At 62.9% G+C, this 22,023-nt stretch carries 18 protein-coding genes; 9 read left to right on the top strand and 9 right to left on the bottom strand.

Features of this window, described 5'->3' with window-relative positions; genetic code table 11:
• Nucleotides 1-18 precede the first annotated feature (18 nt).
• From rho to LMTR3_RS17545, 6 genes are all read left to right on the top strand, one after another.
• Complete coding sequence (rho, locus tag LMTR3_RS17570; RefSeq protein WP_057834504.1) at nt 19-1,284, top strand: transcription termination factor Rho; 1,266 nt, start codon at nt 19-21, stop codon at nt 1,282-1,284.
• 245 nt (nt 1,285-1,529) lie between these two features.
• On the top strand, nt 1,530-2,867 hold the full coding sequence (gene mnmE / locus LMTR3_RS17565) for a tRNA uridine-5-carboxymethylaminomethyl(34) synthesis GTPase MnmE (RefSeq protein ID WP_065746320.1): 1,338 nt from the start codon (nt 1,530-1,532) through the stop codon (nt 2,865-2,867).
• A gap of 120 nt (nt 2,868-2,987) precedes the next feature.
• On the top strand, nt 2,988-4,871 hold the full coding sequence (gene mnmG, locus LMTR3_RS17560) for a tRNA uridine-5-carboxymethylaminomethyl(34) synthesis enzyme MnmG (RefSeq protein ID WP_065746319.1): 1,884 nt from the start codon (nt 2,988-2,990) through the stop codon (nt 4,869-4,871).
• A gap of 102 nt (nt 4,872-4,973) precedes the next feature.
• The gene (rsmG, locus tag LMTR3_RS17555) at nt 4,974-5,666 is read left to right on the top strand and encodes a 16S rRNA (guanine(527)-N(7))-methyltransferase RsmG (protein WP_065746318.1); all 693 of its coding nucleotides are present in this window, start codon (nt 4,974-4,976) and stop codon (nt 5,664-5,666) included.
• On the top strand, nt 5,663-6,514 hold the full coding sequence (locus tag LMTR3_RS17550) for a ParA family protein (protein WP_065746317.1): 852 nt from the start codon (nt 5,663-5,665) through the stop codon (nt 6,512-6,514). The genes rsmG and LMTR3_RS17550 overlap by 4 nt, the downstream gene beginning before the upstream one ends.
• A 179-nt stretch (nt 6,515-6,693) precedes the next feature.
• Nucleotides 6,694-7,578 (top strand): ParB/RepB/Spo0J family partition protein, encoded by an 885-nt coding sequence (locus tag LMTR3_RS17545; RefSeq protein ID WP_065746742.1) that lies wholly within the window; start codon nt 6,694-6,696, stop codon nt 7,576-7,578.
• A gap of 161 nt (nt 7,579-7,739) precedes the next feature.
• Here LMTR3_RS17545 and holA read toward each other — a convergent pair whose 3' ends face one another.
• The 4 genes from holA to LMTR3_RS17525 all read right to left on the bottom strand — a co-directional run bounded on the left by holA (nt 7,740) and on the right by LMTR3_RS17525 (nt 13,871).
• Nucleotides 7,740-8,768 (bottom strand): DNA polymerase III subunit delta, encoded by a 1,029-nt coding sequence (holA, locus tag LMTR3_RS17540; protein WP_065746316.1) that lies wholly within the window; start codon nt 8,766-8,768, stop codon nt 7,740-7,742.
• 117 nt (nt 8,769-8,885) lie between these two features.
• The gene (gene lptE, locus LMTR3_RS17535; RefSeq protein ID WP_065746315.1) at nt 8,886-9,437 is read right to left on the bottom strand and encodes an LPS assembly lipoprotein LptE; all 552 of its coding nucleotides are present in this window, start codon (nt 9,435-9,437) and stop codon (nt 8,886-8,888) included.
• A complete protein-coding gene (leuS, locus tag LMTR3_RS17530) occupies nt 9,424-12,048 on the bottom strand; it encodes a leucine--tRNA ligase (RefSeq protein ID WP_065746314.1) in 2,625 nt (874 codons plus the stop codon). Before leuS ends, lptE begins: the two co-directional genes overlap by 14 nt.
• Before the next feature lie 131 nt (nt 12,049-12,179).
• A complete protein-coding gene (locus tag LMTR3_RS17525) occupies nt 12,180-13,871 on the bottom strand; it encodes a diguanylate cyclase domain-containing protein (RefSeq protein WP_065746313.1) in 1,692 nt (563 codons plus the stop codon).
• 131 nt (nt 13,872-14,002) lie between these two features.
• Between LMTR3_RS17525 and LMTR3_RS17520 the strand changes: the two genes are divergently transcribed.
• On the top strand, nt 14,003-14,680 hold the full coding sequence (locus LMTR3_RS17520; RefSeq protein ID WP_065746312.1) for a YggS family pyridoxal phosphate-dependent enzyme: 678 nt from the start codon (nt 14,003-14,005) through the stop codon (nt 14,678-14,680).
• Nucleotides 14,681-14,827: 147 nt separating this feature from the next.
• Here LMTR3_RS17520 and LMTR3_RS17515 read toward each other — a convergent pair whose 3' ends face one another.
• Both LMTR3_RS17515 and LMTR3_RS17510 read right to left on the bottom strand, forming a co-directional pair.
• Nucleotides 14,828-15,613: a 2-keto-4-pentenoate hydratase gene (locus LMTR3_RS17515; RefSeq protein WP_065746311.1), complete on the bottom strand. Its 786-nt coding sequence runs from the start codon at nt 15,611-15,613 to the stop codon at nt 14,828-14,830.
• Nucleotides 15,614-15,629: 16 nt separating this feature from the next.
• Nucleotides 15,630-16,199, bottom strand: a complete 570-nt coding sequence (locus tag LMTR3_RS17510) for a L,D-transpeptidase family protein (RefSeq protein ID WP_065746310.1) — start codon at nt 16,197-16,199, stop codon at nt 15,630-15,632.
• 271 nt (nt 16,200-16,470) lie between these two features.
• On the opposite strand from LMTR3_RS17510, the gene LMTR3_RS17505 reads away from it, so the two are divergent.
• Complete coding sequence (locus LMTR3_RS17505; RefSeq protein ID WP_028348340.1) at nt 16,471-17,157, top strand: response regulator transcription factor; 687 nt, start codon at nt 16,471-16,473, stop codon at nt 17,155-17,157.
• 51 nt (nt 17,158-17,208) lie between these two features.
• Nucleotides 17,209-17,649 carry a cyclic nucleotide-binding domain-containing protein gene (locus tag LMTR3_RS17500; protein WP_065746309.1) on the top strand — a complete coding sequence of 147 codons (441 nt, stop codon included), beginning with the start codon at nt 17,209-17,211 and terminating at the stop codon, nt 17,647-17,649.
• A 101-nt stretch (nt 17,650-17,750) separates the two neighbouring features.
• Here LMTR3_RS17500 and LMTR3_RS17495 read toward each other — a convergent pair whose 3' ends face one another.
• The 3 genes from LMTR3_RS17495 to LMTR3_RS17485 form a co-directional block, all read right to left on the bottom strand.
• On the bottom strand, nt 17,751-18,566 hold the full coding sequence (locus tag LMTR3_RS17495; RefSeq protein WP_065746308.1) for an exodeoxyribonuclease III: 816 nt from the start codon (nt 18,564-18,566) through the stop codon (nt 17,751-17,753).
• Between the two features lie 75 nt (nt 18,567-18,641).
• Entirely contained in the window at nt 18,642-19,448 is an 807-nt protein-coding gene (locus LMTR3_RS17490) for an outer membrane lipoprotein carrier protein LolA (RefSeq protein ID WP_141686663.1), read from the bottom strand.
• 117 nt (nt 19,449-19,565) lie between these two features.
• Entirely contained in the window at nt 19,566-22,013 is a 2,448-nt protein-coding gene (locus LMTR3_RS17485) for a DNA translocase FtsK (protein WP_065746307.1), read from the bottom strand.
• Nucleotides 22,014-22,023: the final 10 nt, after the last annotated feature.

Genomic DNA, 22,023 nt, shown 5'->3' with positions numbered 1-22,023 from the left:
CTCCACAGGACCACCCCAATGCGGGAAATGAAACTCCAAGACCTCAAATCGAAAACGCCGGCCGAGCTCGTTACGTTCGCCGAAGAGAGCGGGGTCGAGAACGCCAGCACCATGCGCAAGCAGGAGCTGATGTTCGCCATTCTCAAGCAGCTCGCGATCCAGGAAATCGACATTATCGGCGAAGGCGTCGTCGAGGTTCTCTCCGACGGCTTCGGCTTTCTGCGCTCGCCCGACGCCAACTACCTGCCCGGCCCCGACGATATCTACGTCTCGCCATCGCAGATCCGCCGCTTCGGACTCCGCACCGGCGACACCATCGAAGGCCACATCCGCAGCCCGAAAGAAGGCGAACGTTATTTCGCGCTGCTGAAAGTCAACACGCTCAATTTCGAAGATCCGGAAAAGTCCAAGCACAAGGTCAATTTCGACAATTTGACGCCGCTATTTCCGGATCAGCGCTTCCGTCTCGAACTCGAAGACCCGACGCGAAAAGACCTTTCCGCAAGGGTGATCGATATCGTCGCCCCGATCGGCAAGGGCCAGCGCGCGCTGATCGTGGCGCCGCCGCGCACCGGCAAAACCGTGCTGATGCAGAACATCGCGCACTCCATCACGGCCAATCATCCGGAGTGCTATCTGATCGTGCTTCTGATCGACGAGCGTCCGGAAGAAGTCACGGACATGCAGCGCTCGGTGAAGGGCGAGGTGGTGTCGTCGACGTTCGACGAACCGGCGGTGCGCCACGTTCAGGTCGCCGAAATGGTGATAGAGAAGGCCAAGCGCCTGGTCGAGCACGGCCGGGACGTCGTGATCCTGCTCGACTCGATCACGCGTCTCGGCCGCGCCTACAACACCGTGGTGCCGTCATCGGGCAAGGTGCTGACCGGCGGCGTCGACGCCAACGCGCTGCAGCGGCCGAAGCGATTCTTCGGCGCCGCGCGCAACATCGAGGAGGGCGGTTCGCTCACGATCATCGCCACCGCGCTGGTCGATACCGGCAGCCGCATGGACGAAGTCATCTTCGAAGAATTCAAGGGCACCGGTAACTCCGAACTGATCCTCGACCGCAAGGTGTCGGACAAGCGGACCTTCCCGGCGATCGACATCTCGCGCTCCGGCACGCGCAAGGAAGAGCTGATCACCGATCCGCAGCTCCTGAAGAAGATGTACGTGCTGCGCCGGATCCTCAATCCGATGGGCACCATGGACGCGATCGACTTCCTGCTCGACAAGCTCCGCAACACCAAGAACAATTCCGAGTTCTTCGACTCCATGAATACCTGAGCCACGACGAGGCCAGGTCAGGGGAGGGCGCCTCGCATCGCGGGGCGCCCTTTTTCATGCCGCCAAGGTCAGAAGTCCGGCGTTATCGATTGGTTAACCATATAAGCCGTTGAATTTTATCCGGTTTGTTTTCCTCCGGGACGCCCGGACACAAAATCGCGAAAACAACCCCATGCAAAGTACCTCGCCTTGCCGCCCACCGCGGAATCGCGTTGCCTTTTCCGGACCTCCCGGACAAATAGGCCATGCATCCACGGGACCAGACCATCTTTGCTTTATCGTCGGGCCAACCGCCAAGCGCGATTGCGATGGTGCGCGTCTCGGGCCCACAGGCCGAGAAGGTGGTGACGGCGCTGGCCGGCAAATTGCCGTCGCCGCGTAAAGCCACCCACGTCCTGCTTCGAGATCTCGGCCAGCGGCCGATCGACGATGCCGTGGTGCTGTGGTTTCCGGGTCCGGCCAGTGCGACGGGGGAAGACGTCGCTGAATTTCATGTCCATGGCGGACGCGCGGTGCTGGCGGCGTTGTTCGCGACGCTGTCCGGATTCGACGATGTTCGCCCGGCCGAGCCCGGTGAATTCACCCGGCGCGCGTTCGAGAACGGCAAGCTCGATCTCACCGAAGCCGAAGGTCTCGACGATCTTATTCACGCCGACACCGACAGGCAGCGTCGCCAGGCGCTGCGCCAGTTGAAGGGATTGCTCGGCGACAAGGCGCGCGACTGGCGCGCGCGGATCATCGAGGCATCAGCCTTGATCGAAGCCGGGATCGATTTCTTTGACGAGGGTGACGTGCCGGCGGAATTGATCGCGCCGGCGCTGGCGAAGGTCAAAGCGCTGCTGACGGAGATCGAGGAAGCCCTTGCGGGGCAGGGGCGCAGCGAACGCCTTCGTGATGGCCTGGTCGTCGCGATTGCCGGACCGCCGAACGTTGGCAAGTCGACGCTGATGAATCAGCTTGCGCGCCGCGAGGTCGCGATCGTGTCGCCGCATGCCGGCACGACGCGCGACGTCATCGAGGTGCAGCTCGACCTCGATGGCTATCCGGTGACGGTGATCGACACCGCGGGCATTCGCGCGACCGATGATCCGGTGGAGCAGGAGGGCGTTCGCCGCGCCCGTGCCCGGGCGGCCGATGCGGACCTCGTGCTGTGGCTGGCGGACTCGCCGGACGCCGAGAGTGAAGGGGAGGGCGAGACCACCGCACCGGTCTGGCTGATACGCAACAAGATCGATCTCGATGGGGAGGATCGGCCAGTGGCCGAGTCGTCCGGTGACCGGGTTTTCCGGATCTCGGCCAGCCGCGGCGATGGCCTGCCGGAGCTGATCGCGGCGGTGGTCGGGTTTGCGCAGATCTATTTGGGGAGCGGCGAGGGTGGCCTGATCGGCCGGACCCGGCAGCGGAAGCTGTTGCAGGAGACGGTGGAGGCGTTGCGTCGCTGCGTCTTAGTCATCGAAGAGGGCGAAGAGCTGGCCGCGGAGGAGTTGCGGGCCGCGGCCTATTCGCTCGGACGATTACTTGGGCGGGTCGATGTTGAGGACATCCTCGACGTGATCTTCCGGGAATTCTGTGTAGGTAAGTAACGTTTCCTTACCCATGTTTCACGTGAAACAGGTCGAGTTCGGAACCCGGCGTTTCACGTGAAACAAATGCTTAGCAAACTTCTGCTTCCCGGTTTTGCGACTTGGGGATAGAACGCCGCCATGATTTCCCAGGCAGACTCCTTCGACGTCATTGTTATCGGCGGCGGCCACGCCGGCTGCGAGGCCGCGAGTGCGGCTGCCCGGATGGGGGCGAAGACGGCGCTGGTGACGCACCGGTTTGCGACGGTCGGAGCGATGTCCTGCAATCCCGCCATTGGCGGTCTCGGCAAGGGTCATCTGGTTCGCGAAGTCGATGCGCTGGATGGCCTGATGGGCCGGGTCGCCGACGCCGGAGGCATTCAGTTTCGGATGCTGAACCGCCGGAAGGGTCCAGCGGTTCGCGGTCCCCGCGCCCAGGCAGACCGAAAGCTTTATGCCGCCGCCATGCAGACTGCGATCCTGGAGACCGCCAATCTCAGCGTGGTCGAAGGCGAGGCCGACGAACTGATCGTTTCGAACGGTCGCGTTATCGGCATTCGTCTGGGCGATGGGCGGCGGTTGAGTGCCGGTGCCGTCGTCATCACCACCGGAACGTTTCTCCGGGGTCTGATCCATCTCGGTGAAAAGAACTGGCCGGCTGGCCGGGTCGGGGAGGCGCCGGCGATGGGGCTTTCGGCCTCGTTCGAGCGCGCCGGATTTACGCTCGGACGTCTGAAGACCGGCACGCCGCCGCGACTCGATGGCACCACCATCGACTGGTCCGCGGTCGAAATGCAGCCCGGCGACGATCCGCCGGAGCCGTTCTCGGTCATGACCGACCGGATCACGACGCCGCAGATTCAATGCGGGATCACCCGGACAACGCCTGCGACCCACGACGTGATCCGGGCCAATGTGCATCGCTCGCCGATGTATTCCGGTCAGATCAAAAGCAGCGGTCCACGCTACTGCCCCTCGATCGAGGACAAGATCGTTAAGTTCGGCGACCGCGAAGGCCATCAGATCTTCCTGGAGCCGGAGGGTCTCGACGACGCCACGGTCTATCCCAACGGCATCTCCACCTCGCTGCCGGAGGAGGTTCAGCTCGCCATCCTCGCCAGCATTCCAGGGCTTGAGCGCGTCAGGATGGTCCGGCCGGGCTATGCCATCGAATACGACCATGTCGATCCCCGCGAACTCGAGCCGACGCTGCAGACCAGGCGGGTGCCGGGTCTCTTCCTCGCCGGACAGATCAACGGGACGACAGGATATGAAGAGGCGGCGGCGCAAGGGATCGTGGCCGGCCTCAACGCGGCCTTGGCGGCGAGCGGCGCCGATCCGGTCGTGTTCGATCGGGCCGATGGCTATCTCGGCGTGATGATCGATGACCTCGTGACCCGCGGCATCGCCGAGCCGTACCGCATGTTCACTTCGCGGGCCGAATACCGTTTGACCCTGCGGGCTGACAACGCGGATCAGCGGCTGACCGATAAGGGGATCGCCCTGGGCTGCGTCGGTTCGGCGCGCACGCAGCGGCATCAGGAGAAGATGGCTGCGCTGGCTTCGGCAAAGGCGCTTGCCAAGTCGCTGACGATAACTCCCAACGAAGCGGCCAAGCATGGCCTAGCGCTCAATCGGGATGGTCATCGCCGTTCGGCTTTTGAGTTGCTGGCCTATCCGGAAATCGAGTGGTCGGCGTTGCGCGGCATCTGGCCAGAGTTGTCGAGCATCGATCCGGCCATCGCCGTCCACCTTGAGATCGACGCCAAGTATAACGTCTACCTCAAGCGCCAGACGGCTGACGTCGACGCCTTCCGGCGGGACGAAGGTCTGGCCCTGACCGATATCGTCTACGCCGATGTGCCGGGACTCTCGAACGAGGCGCGGGCCAAGCTCGAGGCGGCACGGCCGCGAACGGTGGGGCAGGCGGGTCGGCTCGATGGGTTGACGCCGGCGGCGCTGGGCATTTTGGCGGCCTATCTTCGTCGCGAGGCGCGGCGGAAAAATTCGCGAGCGACAGCGTAAAGAATCTGTTTCACGTGAAACGGGCAGGCGATTGCATCGTCTCGGCCGGGCGGCGGATGATCCGCTCGTCCAATGGCCGACCGTCAGCGAGCACCTTCAGCCATGAGCAAAATCCAACCGGCAAATCTCCCCTTAGCCGCAGACAAGGCGGAGGCGCTCGCACTCACGCCCGTCTCACCTCAGACGGTGGAGCGGCTCGATCGATACGTCGCCTTGCTTCTGGAGTGGCAGGCCAAGACCAATCTCGTCGCGCCCTCCACGCTTCCCCACCTCTGGACGCGGCACATCGCCGACTCACTTCAGCTTCTGGACCTCGCGCCATCGGCGAAGATCTGGGTAGACCTCGGCAGCGGCGGCGGCTTTCCGGGCGTCGTGCTGGCTTGCGCCCTAGCGGGGACGCCGGACGCCGATGTCCAGTTGGTCGAGCGTAACGCCAAGAAAGCCGCGTTTCTCCGCGAGGCCGTGCGCATAACTTCTGCAGCGGCAACCGTGCATTTGGCAGGAATCGGGGATATTGTGGATAGAATCGGTAGCCGCGTCGATTGCGTCACTGCGCGGGCGCTGGCTCCATTACATCAGCTTGTCGGCTTCGCGGAGCCGTTCGTGAGCAATGGCGCTAAAGCTTTGTTTCTCAAGGGCCAAGATGTAGAGGCTGAATTGACTGAGGCCGCTATATATTGGAATATTGAACCGCGACTCTATTCCAGCCGCACGGGCGGGCGCGGCTGGATCGTCGAACTCGATCGGATCGAGCGGCGCAACTCCTCCGCGATCACACATGGCGATCGGGCATGAGCGAATTAGACGAGTTATATCAAGCCGATAGGGACGAAACTCCACCGCCCCATCCACGCATCCTGTCGCTGGCCAATCAGAAAGGCGGCGTGGGAAAGACAACCACAGCGATTAACCTTGGCACCGCGCTCGCGGCGATTGGCGAGCGTGTGCTGATCGTCGATCTCGATCCGCAGGGCAACGCCTCCACCGGTCTCGGCATTGATCGCCGCAACCGCAGCTGCTCGATCTATGACGTGCTGATCGGCGAAGCGCCACTGCGCGATGCTGTGGTGGCAACCGCAGTGCCACGGCTGCACATCGCCTCCTCCACCATGGACCTGTCGGGCCTCGAACTCGAACTCGGCACGACGCCCGGCCGCGCGTTCCGGTTGCGCAACGCGATCGCGGCGCTGAACAAGAACGCCGCGCCGGATACCGACTACACCTATGTATTGATCGATTGCCCGCCCTCGCTCAACCTTCTCACGGTCAACGCGATGGCGGCATCGGATGCGATCCTGGTGCCGCTGCAGTGTGAGTTCTTCGCGCTCGAAGGTCTGTCGCAATTGCTGCAGACGGTGGAGCAGGTGCGCTCGACGCTCAACCCGAACCTGTCGATCCACGGCATCGTGCTGACCATGTTCGACTCCCGCAACAATTTGTCGAACCAGGTGGTCGCCGACGTCCGGCAGTTCATGGGCGGCAAGGTCTACGACACCATGATTCCGCGCAACGTGCGCATCTCCGAAGCGCCGTCCTACGGCAAGCCGGTGCTGGTCTACGATCTCAAATGCGTCGGCAGCGAAGCCTACCTGAAGCTCGCGACCGAAGTGATCCAGCGCGAGCGCGATCTGCGGACGCATTAGTTTCGGCAGTGTCATTCCGGACAATCCGCGCGAGCGGATTGATCCGGAATCTCGAGATGGCGAAGCGACTCTCATCTCGAGATTCCGGGTTCGCGTCTGACGACGCGCCCCGGAATGACGGCAAGATCAACCAAATTCTGTTCCGGAGTAGTTGAGTGCAGTCTAAGGAGTTGGCGGCGATGGCCGACAAAACAGGTTCGCGACTGGGCCGTGGCCTCGCAAGTCTGATCGGGGATGTCGGTGGCGAGACCGCGCACACCGAACGGCCGCGCAATCAGCGCAAGGTGCCGATCGAGTTTTTGAAGCCGAATCCGCGCAACCCGCGCCGGACCTTTTCCGACACCGAACTCGGCGAGCTCGCCAGCTCGGTCAAGCAGCACGGCGTGATCCAGCCGATCGTGGTCCGTCCGGTGAAGGGCGCCCAGGACCGCTATGAGATCATCGCTGGCGAACGGCGCTGGCGGGCGGCGCAGCTCGCCAGCTTGCACGAGGTGCCGATCGTTCCCATCGATGTCAGCGACAGCGACGCACTCGAGATCATGATCATCGAGAACGTGCAGCGCGAAGACCTCAATGCGATGGAAGAGGCGCAAGGTTATCACGCGCTGGCCGACGAATTCAAACGGAGCCAGGAAGACATCGCCAGGGAAGTCGGCAAGAGCCGCAGCCATGTCGCCAACATGATGCGGCTGACAAAGCTGCCGGCGGAGGTGCAGGCCCTTATCGCGAGCGGCGAATTGTCGGCGGGACACGCCCGCGCGCTGATCGGCGTGCCCGATCCGCTGGCGGCCGCCAAGCGCATCGTCGCCGAAGGCCTCAACGTGCGTCAGACCGAGGCGCTTGCCCATGAAGAGGGCGTGCCGGAGCGTAAGCCGCAGAAGGCGCGCAGCGGCGGCGGCAAGACAAAGGATCCCGACACCATCGCGCTGGAGAAGCGCGTTTCCGATGCGCTCGGCCTGAACGTCACCGTCAACCACCGCGATCCCGGCGGCTCCGTCCAGATCAGCTACCGCAACCTCGAACAGCTCGACGAAGTGATGCGAAGGCTGGAAAAGGGGAGCTAATGTCGCCGTCGTCCCGGGCAAGCGAAGCGCGACCCGGGACCCATAATCACCGATGAATCGGGTTGGGTAAGCTGGGGCTCCATCGAGCCAAACTACGCAATCCTGTGGCTATGGGTCCCTGCTTTCGCAGGGACGACGCTGAGAGTTGTCGCGAAAGCTACTCACCCCCGCCGCTTCGCATTCGCCGCGATCGAGAGCAGCGTGCGCAGCGCGATCGCTGATGCCAGCGAGGCCTGCTTGCGCATATCGAGCGCGGCCGTTCCGAGCTGATCGATGATCCCCGCCAGCCGCGCCGCGCTGAAATTTCGCAGCGCAATTTCGACGGCGCCCTTTCGCGAGAAGTGCAGGCGCGGATAGCCGCCCTCGAGCAGGCTGGAGACGGGCGTTCCGTCAGCAACCGCAAGCGCCGATTTGTGCAACCATGCCGCCTGGCGCTGTGCGGCCGAGATGATCACGCCGGGATAGGTGCCGGCAACCATCGCCTTGGCGAACTCGCTTTCGACGACGTCCGGCTTGCCGGCAAAGGCGCCGTCCACGATCGGATCGAGCTTCAGCTCGGAGGCGTCGGAGACGACGGTCATGACGTCGTCGAGCGCTATCTCGCCCTTGCCGTGCGAATAGAGCGCGAGCTTGCGAAGCTCGTTGCGGGAGGCTTGGCGGTCGCCGCCGAGCAGCGACATCAGCACCGCGCGGGCATCGGCGGCGATGCGCAAATTGGACGTCCGCAGCTCCTCGTCGATCAGCCTGGCGAGGTCACGCTCGGTGTCGGGATAGCAGGCGATGGCGACCGCGGTCTTGGCGCGCTCGCAGGCCTTGCGCAGCGGCGATTCCGGCCGCAATTCGCCGGCCTCGATCACGATGCGGCAATCCTTCACGGCTGAATCGGCCAGCGTATCGACGCCGCTGGCAAAACTGCGCGAGCCGGCGCGCACGCGAATAGCGCGGCGGCCGCCGAACATCGGGATCGTCATGGCCTCGTCGACCAGCCGCGATGGCTCGGCGGCCAGCTCGTCGCCGTCGAGCCGCACCAGCGAAAACGGATCATTGGGATCGTCGACTGCCGATGCAATCAGCGCGTCGGCGCGTTCGCGCACGAGACCGGCGTCGGGACCGTATAGCAGGATGATGGGGCGGCCGGCATCAGGCCGGGCGAGAAAGGCGTCGATGTCTTTTCCGCGGAGCGCGACCACGACGGACCTTCATTCGTCATTCCGGGATGCGGGCAAAGGCCTCAGACCCGGAATCTGGAGATTGTCGGAACGGGATTCCGGGTTCGCGCTTCGCGCGCCCCGGAATGACGATCGTTGTCAGGTGCCGGCGTAGAAGTAGGACGCGAGCCGAGTCTGGATGTTTTCCGCGATCTCGTTGGCGGCGCGGTCCTCGGCGTCGCGGAAGGCGCGGGCGCGGGCGAAGCGCTGCAACTGGCCGGGGACGTCGTAGGACACGCGGGAGAACGTGGTGCCCGTCATGACCGACTTGTTGGTGGCGAGGTCGATCAGATTGTACTGTGCGTCGATGCCGTAGTTTTCGCTCGACGGCAGGGCGGTGGCCGGATCGAGAATCAGCGAAGAGCGGCTGGTGTTAAATCGTAGCACCAGCCGGTGGGTCGGCGGCATGCCGGTGGCGTTGCCGTAGAGCTTGAACGCCAGCGCGTTGCGGATCTCCACCTGGATCCTCGCTTCGCGGGAAGCATTCGGCTTATCGACCGGCGGGATTTCCACGCCCATCAGCTTCTCGCGCAAGCCGGGCTTGCCGTCGGAGCGTTCGGCATACATCGGCTGGAAACAGCCCGCTGTGAGCGCCGCCAGAGCGGCGACGGCGATGAGCCGAACGGCGATCCGGGTCCTAGCCAACGACATTCACGATCCTCATGGGAACTACGATTACCTTGCGGACGGTCTTGCCGCCGAGGGCGAGTTTTACCGCATCGAGAGCCAAAACGGCAGCCTCAATTTCCGGATTTTGGGCGACCCGTGGCACGGTAACATCACCCCGCTTCTTGCCATTGACCTGGACCACCAGTGTCACGGTGTCTTCAACCAGCAGATCGCGTTCGATTTGGGGCCAGTTGGCCTCCGAAATCAGCCCGGACTGCCCCAGAACCTGCCAGCACTCCTCGGCCAGATGCGGCATCATCGGCGCGAACAATTGAGCCAAGATGATTGCGGCTTCCCGGACGGACCAGGCCAGATCCGGCGTCGGCTTGCCCTCACGGCCCAGCACCTCGGCCAGCGCGTTGGTGAATTCACGGATATGAGCAAGGCAGACATTGAAATGCAGCCGCTCGATCCCGGACGACACCTTGTCCAGCGCGCCATGGGCTGCCTTGCGCAAGCCAAGCGCACCCGCCCCGAACGAAGCCGGCCGCGCGGCCGGGGCCACCTTGGCGATCTCCGCTGACTCGTTCACCAGCCGCCACAGCCGCTGCACGAAGCGTGACGCACCCTGCACGCGCTCGTCGCTCCAAATCACGTCGCGATCCGGAGGCGAGTCCGACAGCATGAACCAGCGCGCGACGTCGGCGCCGTAGGTCGCGATGATGTCGTCGGGATCGACGGTGTTCTTTTTCGACTTCGACATCTTCTCGATCGGGCCGATCGTCACCGGCTCGTCGCCATAGATCATGGTGGCGCGGCGCTCGCTGCCGACCATTTCGACCTTCACCTCGGCCGGCGTCACGTAAGTGCCGTCAGCCTTCTGATAGGTCTCGTGCACCACCATGCCCTGCGTGAACATGCCGGCGAACGGCTCCTTCATGTCGATATGGCCGGTTGCCTTCATCGCGCGGGTGAAGAAGCGGCTATAGAGCAGATGCAGGATCGCGTGCTCGACGCCGCCGATATACTGGTCGACCGGCATCATCCGGTTGGCGACATCGGGCGTGGTCGGCGACCTCTCGTTCCAGGGATCGGTGAAGCGCGCAAAATACCAGGACGAATCCACGAATGTGTCCATGGTGTCGGTTTCACGCTGCGCCTTGCCGCCGCATTTGGGGCAGATGACGTGCTTCCAGGTCGGATGATGGTCGAGCGCATTGCCGGGTTTGTCGAAGGTCGCGTCCTCCGGCAGCGTCACCGGCAATTGGTCGTCCGGTACCGGCACCACGTCGCATTTCGGGCAATGGATCACCGGGATCGGGCAGCCCCAATAGCGCTGGCGTGAAATGCCCCAGTCACGCAGGCGGAAGTTCACTTGCCGCTCGCCGACGGCCGCGTTGCCGCGCGTCTCATTTTCCAGCCGTTTCGCAATCTCCTCCTTGGCCTGCTCGATGGTCATGCCATCGAGGAAGCGGGAATTGATCATGCGGCCGTCGCCGTCATAGGCGGTGTCGGTGATGACGAAACTTTTCGGGTCCTGGCCTTCCGGGCAGACGACCGGCGTATTTCCGAGATTGTACTTGTTGACGAAATCGAGGTCGCGCTGGTCGTGCGCGGGGCAGCCGAAGATGGCGCCGGTGCCGTACTCCATCAGCACGAAGTTCGCGACATAGACCGGCAGCTTCCAATTCGGATCGAACGGGTGGACGGCCTTGATGCCGGTATCAAAACCCTGCTTCTCGGCGGTGTCGATGATCTCCTGCGCGGTGCCGATTCGCTTCACGTCTGCAATGAACTCGGCGAGCTTTGGATTCTTCGCTGCCGCCGCCTGGGCTAGCGGATGATCGGCCGAGATCGCCATGAATTTTGCGCCGAACAGCGTGTCGGGCCGCGTCGTAAATATCTTCAGCTCTGTCTCACCGGCCGGCGTCGTCGCGGGATCGAGCGCGAAGCGGATCAGCAGACCTTCTGAGCGGCCGATCCAGTTGCGCTGCATCAGCCGCACCTTGTCGGGCCAGCGGTCCAGCCCGTCCAGCGCGTCCAAGAGTTCCTGCGAGTACTTCGTGATCTTGAAGACCCACTGGTTCATTTCGCGCTGCTCGACGACGGCGCCGGAGCGCCAGCCGCGGCCGTCGATCACCTGCTCGTTGGCGAGCACGGTCATGTCGACCGGATCCCAGTTGATCTTGCGCTTCTCGCGCTCGGCGAGACCGGCGCGCAAGAAATCCAGAAACATCTTCTGCTGATGCTTGTAATAGGCGGGATCGCAGGTCGCGAATTCGCGTGACCAGTCAAGCGACAGGCCGATCGACCGCAACTGCTTCTTCATCGCGGCGATATTGTCGTAGGTCCAGGCCTTGGGCGCGACCTTGCGTTCGATCGCGGCATTCTCGGCCGGCAGTCCGAAGGCGTCCCAGCCCATCGGGTGCAGCACGTTGAAACCCTTGGCGCGCATGAAGCGGGCCAGCACGTCGCCCAGCGTGTAGTTCCGGACATGCCCGATATGGATGCGCCCGGACGGGTAGGGGAACATCTCGAGCACGTAGTATTTCGGCCGCGGATCGTCGTTTTTCGAGGCGAAGATCGCCTTTTCGTCCCACTGGCGTTGCCAGCGCGGCTCGGAATCACGGGCGTTGTAACGTTCGGAGGTCATGGAATCGCAGGGCTTTTTGTGGATTCGGGTCCCGTCCAGAGGACGGCGGACTAGGCCACAAAAGCGGCTGCGGGGTCAACGGGTTGGGGCGGTGGGGTGGGGCGCTTTAACCGATGGCGTGGAGCGTCCGCTCACCCGGCCAGCGCGATCCCCGCCTCGTCCACCAGCTTTGCAAAGCCGTGCTCGACAACGGTATTTCGCCCGCGGTGTTTGGCGGCGTAGAGGGCGGCATCCGCCGCCTCGATCAGCTCGCCGGGGGTTTGGCCGTCGTTCGGAAGCGTCGCGGCAACGCCGACGCTGACGGTGACGGTGCGGTGGCTGGAGGTGATGTGCGGCAGGCCGAGCCCTTGAACAGTGGCGCGCACGGTTTCGCCGATCTCGAGTGCTTTCTGCGGGCTGGTGTTCGGCAGCAGCAGGCAGAACTCCTCGCCGCCATAGCGCCCGGCAAAGCCCAGATTGTCGGCGGCGATGCCGGCCAGCGCTTCGCCGATCCGGGTGAGGCAGGCGTCGCCTTCCGGGTGGCCATAGGTGTCGTTGTAGAGCTTGAAGTGATCTACATCGATCATCAGCAGCGACAGCTCGCTATGATATTGTTGCGCCTTCATCCATTCGAAATCGAGCCGGCTCTGGAAGCCGCGCCGGTTGGCGAGGCCGGAGAGCATGTCGATCGAGGCCATCACGGTGAGCCGGTCGTTGGTGGCAACGAGCTCGCGTTCACGCTGGCCGAGTTGCGCCGCCATCGCGTTGAAGGCGCGGGCCAGCGGCATGAACTCCGACGGCAGGCGGCTGTGCGAGACGCGGGCCGACCAGTCGCCTTCGCCGAATCGTCTGGCCATGCCGGTCATGACTTCGATCGGGTTGATGATGAGCTTTTCCGCGCCGACCAGCGCGCCGAGGAGCACGAACAGGCAGACTAGTCCGAGCTGCAGATAGGCGGTGCGGATATCGCGGTTGATCGCCGCCGTGATTTTGGCCTCGTCGATGCTCACGATCAGGCGGGACTGCGTGCCGGGAATGCGCGCGAAGCTGATCGCGCGTTGCGACCCGTCGGCTGCGGTGAAGGAAAGCGAACCCATCGGGGTGTCGGAAACGAGTGCCTTGTGAGCGATGGCCGTCAGCAGCGGCACGTTGTTGAGCGGCTGGCCAATCATGCTGGCCTCCTCCGCCGGCGCGGCCAGCACGACGCCGGCGCCGTCGACCAGCAGCGCCGAAATGCCCGGCCGTCCGCCGAGCTTGGCCATGATCTTCGACATCCAGTCCAGATTGATGCCGGCGACCACCACGGCGTCTTCTTCCGGATTGATTGCGGCTACCGGATAGGCCGCCATCAGGATCGGCCGGTTGCTTGCCCTGGCGAACAGATAGTCGCTGAAAACGAAATCGCGGGTCTGTTGTGCCTTTCGGAAATAGTCACGGTCGCCGATGTTGAGGCCCACCAGCATGTTCAGCGTCGAGCACTGCACCACGCCTTCCTTGCTGGCGATCATGATGCTGCGGATCCAGGGCAGGTTGGTCGGCAGACTGGCGCGCAGGATTTCGCAACTGCGCCCGATGCCGCTGGAGGCGCGGATATAAGCGGCCGATTTCAGCATGGTTTCGACCGAGGAGACGACCTCGCGCTGGGTCTCCGCAGTGTGCAGCGTAATGCTGGCGTATTCCTCCGAAGCCATCGCGATCTGCTTGGCGCGCGCGTCTTCGAGCGAACGGACCCGTTCCAGCATCAAGGGCGCCACCAGCATCACGGCGAGCAGCGCAAGCCGCGCCCGGATTCCCAGAAGCTTCTTGAGTTTGACCCGTTTGCGGTTGAAAGTAACGCCAGACATCCTGCCCCCCACACGGCAAGGTAGTGTGAAGGGTTCAAGAAGCCTTTCCCGAACTTGGTAAAATTAGAGGAAATGCCGTAAAATTTTCGGCCGAGATCGGGACATGATGTTCAGGACATGACGCGAGAGAGATGCCGACACCGCTAACCAAGTCTTTACCAAATGGTCTTGCTCAGGTGGAGCAAGAGATCGCGCGCGCCTGCAAGGAGGCGCGCCGTGAGCGCGCATCGGTGACGCTGATCGCGGTGTCGAAGACATTCGACGCCGCAGCCATTTCGCCGGTTCTCGAGGCCGGGCAGCGCGTGTTCGGCGAAAATCGCGTGCAGGAGGCCAAAGCGAAATGGCCGGCGCTGGTGTCGGCCTATCCCGGAACTGCGTTGCACCTGATTGGGCCGCTGCAATCCAACAAGGCGAAGGAGGCCGTCGCGCTGTTCGATGCCATCCACTCGGTCGACCGTCCCAGCATCTGCGAAGCGCTCGCCAAGGAAATCAATTCGCAGAACAAACGTCCGGAATTGTTCGTTCAGATCAACACCGGCGAGGAACCGCAGAAGGCCGGCATCGCGCCCGGCGAGGCAGATGTCTTTATCGCGAGCTGCCGCGACAAATACGGCCTGGTCATTTCCGGCTTGATGTGCATTCCGCCGGTCAACGAGGCGCCGGCACCGCATTTCGCGTTGACGGCCAGGATCGCCGCGCGCAACGGGCTGAAAAATCTGTCGATGGGCATGAGCGCCGATTTTGCAGTCGCGATCCAGATGGGTGCGACGCATGTGCGCATCGGCTCGGCGATTTTTGGCGCGCGATAAAAGTCTGTGCCGTCGTCCCTGCGAACGCAGGGACCCATACGCTGCGGCTTATCAGTTAGGCGATGGAGTAGTTACCTTTCGCACCAATGAGCGATGGTGGTTATGGGTCCCTGCGTTCGCAAGGACGACATCGATTGTGAGCAACGGTTATTCGAACCCCACCGACACTTTTCCGAGCAAGCCGAAATCGACAGCGCAAAAATCGCCTGCCTGAATTGGCAGCGGTGGGTGACAGGTGCCGGTGGTGACGACGCGGCCGGCTTTCAGCGTCACGCCAAGCTGGCGCAGTTCGTTGGCGAGCCAGGTGAGCGCAATGCGCGGATCGCCCAGCACGTTCTTGCCGTGACCAATGAATTTCTCGCCGTGCATCGTGATGATGGGTCGTTCCTCGACGAGGTCCATTGAACGCCAGTCGGCGGTTGCCGCCGGCCCCAACACGAACAGATGCGCACATGCATTGTCGGCGATGAGTTGGGCTTCGCCGGCGGTAACGAAATTCTCAAACCGCGAATCCGGAATTTCGATGGCCGGATGCAGCGTGTCGACTGCATCGAGGACCTGCTGCATTGTATAGGGCGTGGAGCGCGCCGGCAGATCCACGCGCATGCGAAAGGCGAATTCGGGTTCGGCGACGCGCATTTTGTTGCCTGCCATCGAAGCCATTCCGCCGTCGGGGATGACGGTTTCGGCCAGAATGCGCCCAGCCATCGGGCCGTCGACGTTGATGTGCTTTTGTCCGGCCTCGCTGGTGGCCGCGATCTTCCAGCCGAACAAGCCATCGGACGAGCATTTTTCGATTCCTGCCTGGATCGCGTAGGCTTCAATGCGGTCGCGCGGCCGCAGCGATTTGTCGAGGCCGGAAAATTTGGTGCCGGCGCGCCAGTGGTCGTGCAGGATCTTTGACGCGGCCGTTATTGCATTGCTGTCGAGCATTGTTTTTGCTTCTCCATCAGCCGATCTTGATTTTAGTCTGCGGTCCCATCCGCCGCAGCAGCCGCAGCATGGCGGATTTCGTCATCGAGACGCATCCCGCCGTGGGCGAGAAATTGGTCCGCGCCAGATGCAGGAACACGGCGCTGCCACGGCCGGCAATTCGCGGCGCGCTGTTGTGATCGATTTCGACGATGAAGTCGTAGAGGTGATCCTCGCGCGTCAGCCGGTCACCAGCCTGATCCTGGACCAGACGGATTGGCTGGTTATAGCGGCGATCCTGCGGGTCCTCGCACCAGGCATCTTCGGGCCGGATCGGCCGGGCCGGCAGATAGGTCCGTGGCCTGGGATGGCGGTCGGCGCGCCACCACAATTGCAGCGGATGATAGGTGCCTCGCGGCGTGCCGCCGTCGCCCTCCCGTTTGTTGGCGAGGATGCCGCCGCGGCCAAGTGCGACCGGCACGGTCCAACCGTCCGCCGTCAGCCAGCCCCGGCAGGGGTCGCCGGCAGCCCTGTGGACCCGGATTGCAGTCAACGGCCGATCACGCGCATCTGTCTTATAAGTGATTGAAATAGCGTTACTTTCCATGCGAATGCCCGAATCCTGAGGTTGCTTGCCCTGCCTCAATTGCCCTATTTGGCGGCATTACAGGACATTCATCCAAACGTGCCTCAAATTTGGGATAGACTGCGGTTCGGCTTGTGAAACTGTAACAATCTCCTACCTCAATGCGAATCAGTGCCTGATAACCCGGCTTGCTTGTGAAGTTTGCCCGCGAATCAGGTTGTTTATCGACCAAGACCCGGCTTTGAGACGCTCTCGCTTGTGTCTGCCGCCTGCCTCAAGAGGATCGTATCCTATGCCCAATGCCCGCAAGATCCTGATCGTGGATGACGACACCGATCTGCGCGATACGTTGGTGGAGCAATTGTCGCTGCATGAGGAATTCGAAGCCTCCGCAGTCGATACCGGCGCCAAAGGCGCCAGCGCCGCCAAAGCCAATTCCCCAGATCTGGTGCTGATGGATGTCGGCTTGCCCGATACCGATGGAAGGGAGGTCGTGCGCAGCCTTCGCAAGGGCGGCTTCAAAGCGCCAATCATCATGCTGACTGGACACGACACCGACTCCGACACCATTTTGGGGCTCGAATCGGGTGCCAACGACTACGTCGCCAAGCCGTTCAGGTTTGCCGTCCTGCTCGCCCGAATCAGGGCGCAGCTCCGCCAGCACGAGGCCAGCGAGGACGCGGTATTCTCCGTCGGCCCCTACAGTTTCAGGCCCGGCTCCAAGATGCTGACCGCCGCCAATGCCAGAAAGGTGCGGCTGACCGAGAAGGAAACCGCGATCCTGCGCTTCCTGTATCGCGCCGGTCAATTGCCGGTGTCGCGCGAGACTCTGCTGCAGGAAGTCTGGGGCTACAATTCGGGCGTTACCACGCACACGCTGGAAACCCACATCTACCGTCTCAGGCAGAAGATCGAGAAAGATGCGGCCAACCCGGAAATCCTGGTGACGGAAGCCGGTGGTTACAAACTGGTGCCGTGATACGATTCGCAACCACGATTCGTAATTTTCGCGCATCCCGGTCAACGGTCCATGTCGATCGACGATGATGTAGCCCTGCTTGAGCGGGTCCCGACATTACGCCTGTTGGGAACGGCGGCGCTGCGCATGCTGGCGATCGGCTCGGAGCAGCGCGATTTCTCACCCGGCGATTATCTGTTCAATGCGGGCGACGACGCGGATGCAGGCTACATCGTTCAGCGCGGATCGTTCCGCGTCGAGGACGGCGGCGCGGAAGTCGTTGCGGGCCCCGGGGCTCTGATCGGCGAATTGGCGCTGATCGTGGCCATGAAGCGACCGTCCAGCGCGGTCGCGCTAGATCATTCCTCCGTCATCCGGGTGTCACGCAGCTTGTTTCAGCGCGTGCTCGAAAGCGACCCCGCCGCGGCGCGCCGCCTGCGCGACGAACTCGCCACCCGCACCAGCCAGCTCGCCAGCGATATCCTGATGGCGGGCGCCAAGTTGGGCATTTGAGGTTATAGGCCCCTGCGTGCCGCCTTCGCTAAAGCTTCAGCGCCCCTCGCTCCCACCCCGGCGAAGCCTTCGGCGTAGACGGGTCGCAGGGGCGACGGGCCTTACACCTCCAGCGTCACCGTGACAGGCACGTGGTCCGATGGACGCTCCCAGCCGCGCGCATCGCGGGTGATCCTGAAATCGCTGACAGCGTCCTTCAGTGCGCGGGAAACCCAGATGTGGTCTAGCCGACGACCACGGTCGCCGACCGTCCAGTCGGCGGCGCGGTAGCTCCACCACGTATAGACTTTTTCCGAAAGCGGGATCCGCTCGCGCGCGACGTCGAACCATTCGCCATGGGTCTGCGCGGCCAGGAGCTTTTCGCATTCGATCGGCGTGTGCGAGACGACCTTCAGAAGCTGCTTGTGCGACCACACGTCGTTTTCATGTGGTGCAACGTTGAGGTCGCCGACCAGGATATGCCGGTCATCACCGCGCGGATGCAGCGGTTCGCAGGCCTTCATCTCGTCGAGAAATTTCAGCTTGTGATCAAACTTCGGATTGAGCGCGGGATCGGGAATGTCGCCGCCGGCCGGAACGTAGAAATTGTGCAGCACCAGTGGCTTTGCAAGCTGGGCCTTCTCGCCGAAAGCCACCGAAATATGCCGCGAATCGATCTTTTCGCAGAAGGTTCTGATATCGGTGGTGTCGAAGGGCAGTTTCGAGACGATGGCGACGCCATGATAGCCCTTCTGCCCGTTCAGCGCGACATGCTCATAGCCGAGACGCTTGAACCGCCTCAGCGGAAAAGCATCGTCGATACATTTGGTTTCCTGCAGGCACAACACATCCGGTCGCGCCGATTTGAGGAATTTGGCGACGATATCGATGCGCAGGCGCACCGAATTGATATTCCACGTTGTCAGGGAAAAACGCATGGGAGCCGTGTCTTACCACGGTTCCTGGCGCGCATTTCCTCCTCTCCACAGAAAGAATGGAGGAAAGCGCGTCGCTCAGTTCGCCGGAGTGAAGTAGTTGGTGAAGTCGATTTTGAACAGACCGGGATCGACCTTCTTGGACGAGTCCAGATTGTAGACCGCAACCGTGGTGTCGTAACCCTGCGGGTCGGTCACCGTCCATTGCTTGAGCTGGCCGTCCTTTACGCCAACCATCAGCATCAGCCGGCTGGTGCCGATCAGGGCCTGCTTCTCCTCGATGGTAACGCTGATGTAGACGTCATCGGCGGTGACGCTGACGACATTGGTGTCCTTCAACAGATCGATCCGGTCCGATAGCAGGAAACGCAGCGGCGTTTGCGACAGCGGATAGATGTCCTGGGTCGCGAGCTTGCGATCGCGCACGGCCAGCGATGAACCGTCGGCGATAATGTCGATCGGACTCGGGTCGTCATATTCGAAACGTACCTTGCCCGGCTTCTGGATGTAGAAATCGCCCTTGGTCCTGCTGCCGTCAGGGCCGACTTGCACGAAATTCCCGACCAACGTCTGCAGCGACGATAGATATGAACTCACCCGCGCGGCCTGCGCCTTCTGGTTGGCATCGAACGATGCAAAAACATTGGCCGGAACATTGCGGCGCGGGTCCGGAAGCACCGGATTCGGCGGCGCCTGGGTGGCGCCGGTGGTCATCGGAACCTTGTCCTGCGCGCTCATCTGCACGCTGCCGTCGCGGGCCTTGGGCGCGGGCTTCGGAACCGGCACGGTCTGCGAGAGAGCCGATGTCGCGAAGCCGGCGATGGATGTGGCGATCAAAAGGGCCAGTCCGGAGCGCAGCCCGCGATGGGTGGAGTGTTGTGTCATCAGATATTTCGGATCTCTATTCGACGAGGCATCCCGCTGCCGGCCAGTTTATCGCGCTTTCGACCAAAGGAGATATCGTTTTTCCGTGAAAATTGCGCCGAATCCACGTTCGGCGCTTTAGAATCCGCCCTCTTCCTCCTCGACCAGAATTTCGCGCTTGCCGGCGTGATTCGCCTGCCCAACGATGCCTTCCTGTTCCATTCGTTCCATCAGCGAAGCGGCGCGGTTGTAGCCGATTTGCAGCCGGCGCTGAATATAGGACGTCGAGGCCTTGCGGTCGCGCTTGACGATCGCAACCGCCTGCGCGAACAAATCGCCGCCACCGTCGCCGCCCATGCCGGTGGAATCGAATACCGCGCCGTCTTCTTCGCTCGGTTCCTCCGCAGTGACCGCTTCCAGATATTCGGGTGCGCCTTGCGTCTTGAGGTGACGCACCACTTTTTCGACTTCCTCGTCTGAAGCGAATGGTCCATGCACGCGGCTGATGCGACCGCCGCCGGCCATATAAAGCATATCGCCCTGGCCGAGCAGTTGCTCGGCGCCCATCTCGCCGAGAATGGTGCGGCTGTCGATTTTCGACGTGACCTGGAATGCGATGCGGGTCGGGAAGTTAGCCTTGATGGTGCCGGTGATGACGTCGACCGACGGGCGCTGCGTCGCGAGAATGACGTGCAGGCCGGCGGCGCGCGCCATCTGCGCCAGGCGCTGCACCGCGCCTTCGATGTCCTTGCCGGCCACCATCATCAGGTCGGCCATTTCGTCGACGATGATGACGATATAGGGCAGTGGCTCGAGCTCGAGCTTTTCTTCCTCATAGATCGCCTTCCCGGTTTCCTTGTCGAAGCCGGTGTGCACCGTGCGCGTCAGCTCCTCGCCCTTGGCCTTGGCTTCGACGAGGCGCTGGTTATAGCCGTCGATGTTGCGCACACCGAGCTTGGCCATTTTCTTGTAGCGCTCCTCCATCTCGCGCACGGCCCATTTCAGCGCCACCACCGCCTTCTTCGGATCGGTCACGACCGGCGTCAGCAAATGCGGGATGCCGTCATAGACGGAGAGCTCGAGCATCTTGGGATCGACCATGATCAGGCGGCACTGATCCGGCCTCAGCCGATAGACCAGGCTGAGGATCATGGTGTTGATGGCGACTGATTTACCGGAGCCGGTGGTGCCGGCGATCAGCATGTGCGGCGTGCGCGCCAGATCGATGATGATGGATTCGCCGCCGATATTTTTTCCAAGGCAGAGCGGCAACTTCACCGTCGACTCGTTGCTGTCCTTTGTGGTCAGCAATTCACGCAGGTAAACTTTTTCGCGATGCGCATTCGGCAGCTCGATGCCGATGGCATTGCGGCCGGCAACCACGGCGACGCGCGCCGAAAGCGCACTCATCGAGCGGGCGATGTCATCGGCAAGGCCGATGACGCGCGAGGATTTGATGCCGGGCGCCGGTTCGAGTTCGTACAGTGTCACGACCGGGCCGGGATTGGCCTTGACGATCTCGCCGCGGACGCCGAAATCGCCGAGCACGCCTTCCAGCGCGCGCGAATTGGCCTCCAGTTCGGCCTTGCTGAGCGGCTGCCGGTCCGACGCCTTCGGCGCCGTCAGCATCGAGACTGAAGGGAGTTCGAACTTGTCGGATTTCTTCGCCGCCGCGCGCGGTGCAGGCTTCTTGCGCGGAGCGCGGGCGGCCGGGACTTCCTCGTCCTCCTCTTCCTCTTCTTCCTCGTCCTCGAATTCCTCTTGCTGCGGGGCCAATGCCGGTGCGGCGCGGCCGCCGAGGCTCGGTTCCTGACGTTCGAACGAGGACTTGCGAGGCGGCGGCGAACTCGACACCAGCGATCGGTAGGCCACGCCCATCAGCCACCCGAGCCGAGCCTTTGCGCTCATCAGGGCGTGGTACACCCATCCGAGCGACACTGAACTGCGATCCTCTTCTTCAACGAAGGGCGCGTCATCGTCCTCGATCGGCGTCAGCTCTTCCTCTTTCGGGCGCGAGCCCCAGCCGCTGGCAAACAGAAAGGCCGCAGCCATCGCCGCAAACAGGATGATGCCGAGCACGAGACGATAGGTGAAACCAGCCGGACCGAGCACGACGGCGGGCGCACGCACCAGCGCGTCGCCGACGACGCCGCCAAGCCCGGTCGGCAGTGCCCACGCGCCGCCATGCGGCCAGCAGCTTGCAAAGCCAGCCGCGATCACCGTGGATAGAATCCAGCAACCAAGGCGCAGCGCTTCGCGGTCGAAGGCGCGATGGGTCAGCATGCGCCAACCCCACACTGCGACGGGGAGGATCAGCATGATCGCGCCGAGGCCGAGAATCTGCATCAGCAGATCGGCGCCGATTGCGCCGGGGTAGCCGAGAACGTTGCGGATCGGACGCGACGTCGCGTGGCTCAAGCTTGGGTCCTGCACCGACCACGTCATCAGCGCCGCCGCCGCCACGCCGGACAGCGCGATGAGGCTGAGGCCGGCAAGCTCGCGCAGCCGCCGCGCCAGGGCCTCGCGGATCGAGACCGGCAGATGACCGACCAGGGGAATGACACGTTCGATCGCTGGCATGCTCATTGGGGCCCTG

Origin of the sequence: Bradyrhizobium sp. LMTR 3 (assembly GCF_001693485.1) — a bacterium.
Lineage (GTDB): Bacteria > Pseudomonadota > Alphaproteobacteria > Rhizobiales > Xanthobacteraceae > Bradyrhizobium.
Note: the sequence above shows the minus strand (reverse complement) of the source record. Positions and strands in the feature narration are given on the sequence as shown.

Excerpts from the sequence above, each read along its gene's own strand:
- rho (WP_057834504.1), top strand. The coding sequence starts at position 19 with ATGCGGGAAATGAAACTCCAAGACCTCAAATCGAAAACGCCGGCCGAG.
- mnmE (WP_065746320.1), top strand. The coding sequence starts at position 1,530 with ATGCATCCACGGGACCAGACCATCTTTGCTTTATCGTCGGGCCAACCG.
- mnmG (WP_065746319.1), top strand. The coding sequence starts at position 2,988 with ATGATTTCCCAGGCAGACTCCTTCGACGTCATTGTTATCGGCGGCGGC.
- rsmG (WP_065746318.1), top strand. The coding sequence starts at position 4,974 with ATGAGCAAAATCCAACCGGCAAATCTCCCCTTAGCCGCAGACAAGGCG.
- LMTR3_RS17550 (WP_065746317.1), top strand. The coding sequence starts at position 5,663 with ATGAGCGAATTAGACGAGTTATATCAAGCCGATAGGGACGAAACTCCA.
- LMTR3_RS17545 (WP_065746742.1), top strand. The coding sequence starts at position 6,694 with ATGGCCGACAAAACAGGTTCGCGACTGGGCCGTGGCCTCGCAAGTCTG.
- lptE (WP_065746315.1), bottom strand. The coding sequence starts at position 9,437 with ATGTCGTTGGCTAGGACCCGGATCGCCGTTCGGCTCATCGCCGTCGCC.
- leuS (WP_065746314.1), bottom strand. The coding sequence starts at position 12,048 with ATGACCTCCGAACGTTACAACGCCCGTGATTCCGAGCCGCGCTGGCAA.
- LMTR3_RS17525 (WP_065746313.1), bottom strand. The coding sequence starts at position 13,871 with ATGTCTGGCGTTACTTTCAACCGCAAACGGGTCAAACTCAAGAAGCTT.
- LMTR3_RS17520 (WP_065746312.1), top strand. The coding sequence starts at position 14,003 with ATGCCGACACCGCTAACCAAGTCTTTACCAAATGGTCTTGCTCAGGTG.
- LMTR3_RS17515 (WP_065746311.1), bottom strand. The coding sequence starts at position 15,613 with ATGCTCGACAGCAATGCAATAACGGCCGCGTCAAAGATCCTGCACGAC.
- LMTR3_RS17510 (WP_065746310.1), bottom strand. The coding sequence starts at position 16,199 with ATGGAAAGTAACGCTATTTCAATCACTTATAAGACAGATGCGCGTGAT.
- LMTR3_RS17505 (WP_028348340.1), top strand. The coding sequence starts at position 16,471 with ATGCCCAATGCCCGCAAGATCCTGATCGTGGATGACGACACCGATCTG.
- LMTR3_RS17500 (WP_065746309.1), top strand. The coding sequence starts at position 17,209 with ATGTCGATCGACGATGATGTAGCCCTGCTTGAGCGGGTCCCGACATTA.
- LMTR3_RS17495 (WP_065746308.1), bottom strand. The coding sequence starts at position 18,566 with ATGCGTTTTTCCCTGACAACGTGGAATATCAATTCGGTGCGCCTGCGC.
- LMTR3_RS17490 (WP_141686663.1), bottom strand. The coding sequence starts at position 19,448 with ATGACACAACACTCCACCCATCGCGGGCTGCGCTCCGGACTGGCCCTT.
- LMTR3_RS17485 (WP_065746307.1), bottom strand. The coding sequence starts at position 22,013 with ATGAGCATGCCAGCGATCGAACGTGTCATTCCCCTGGTCGGTCATCTG.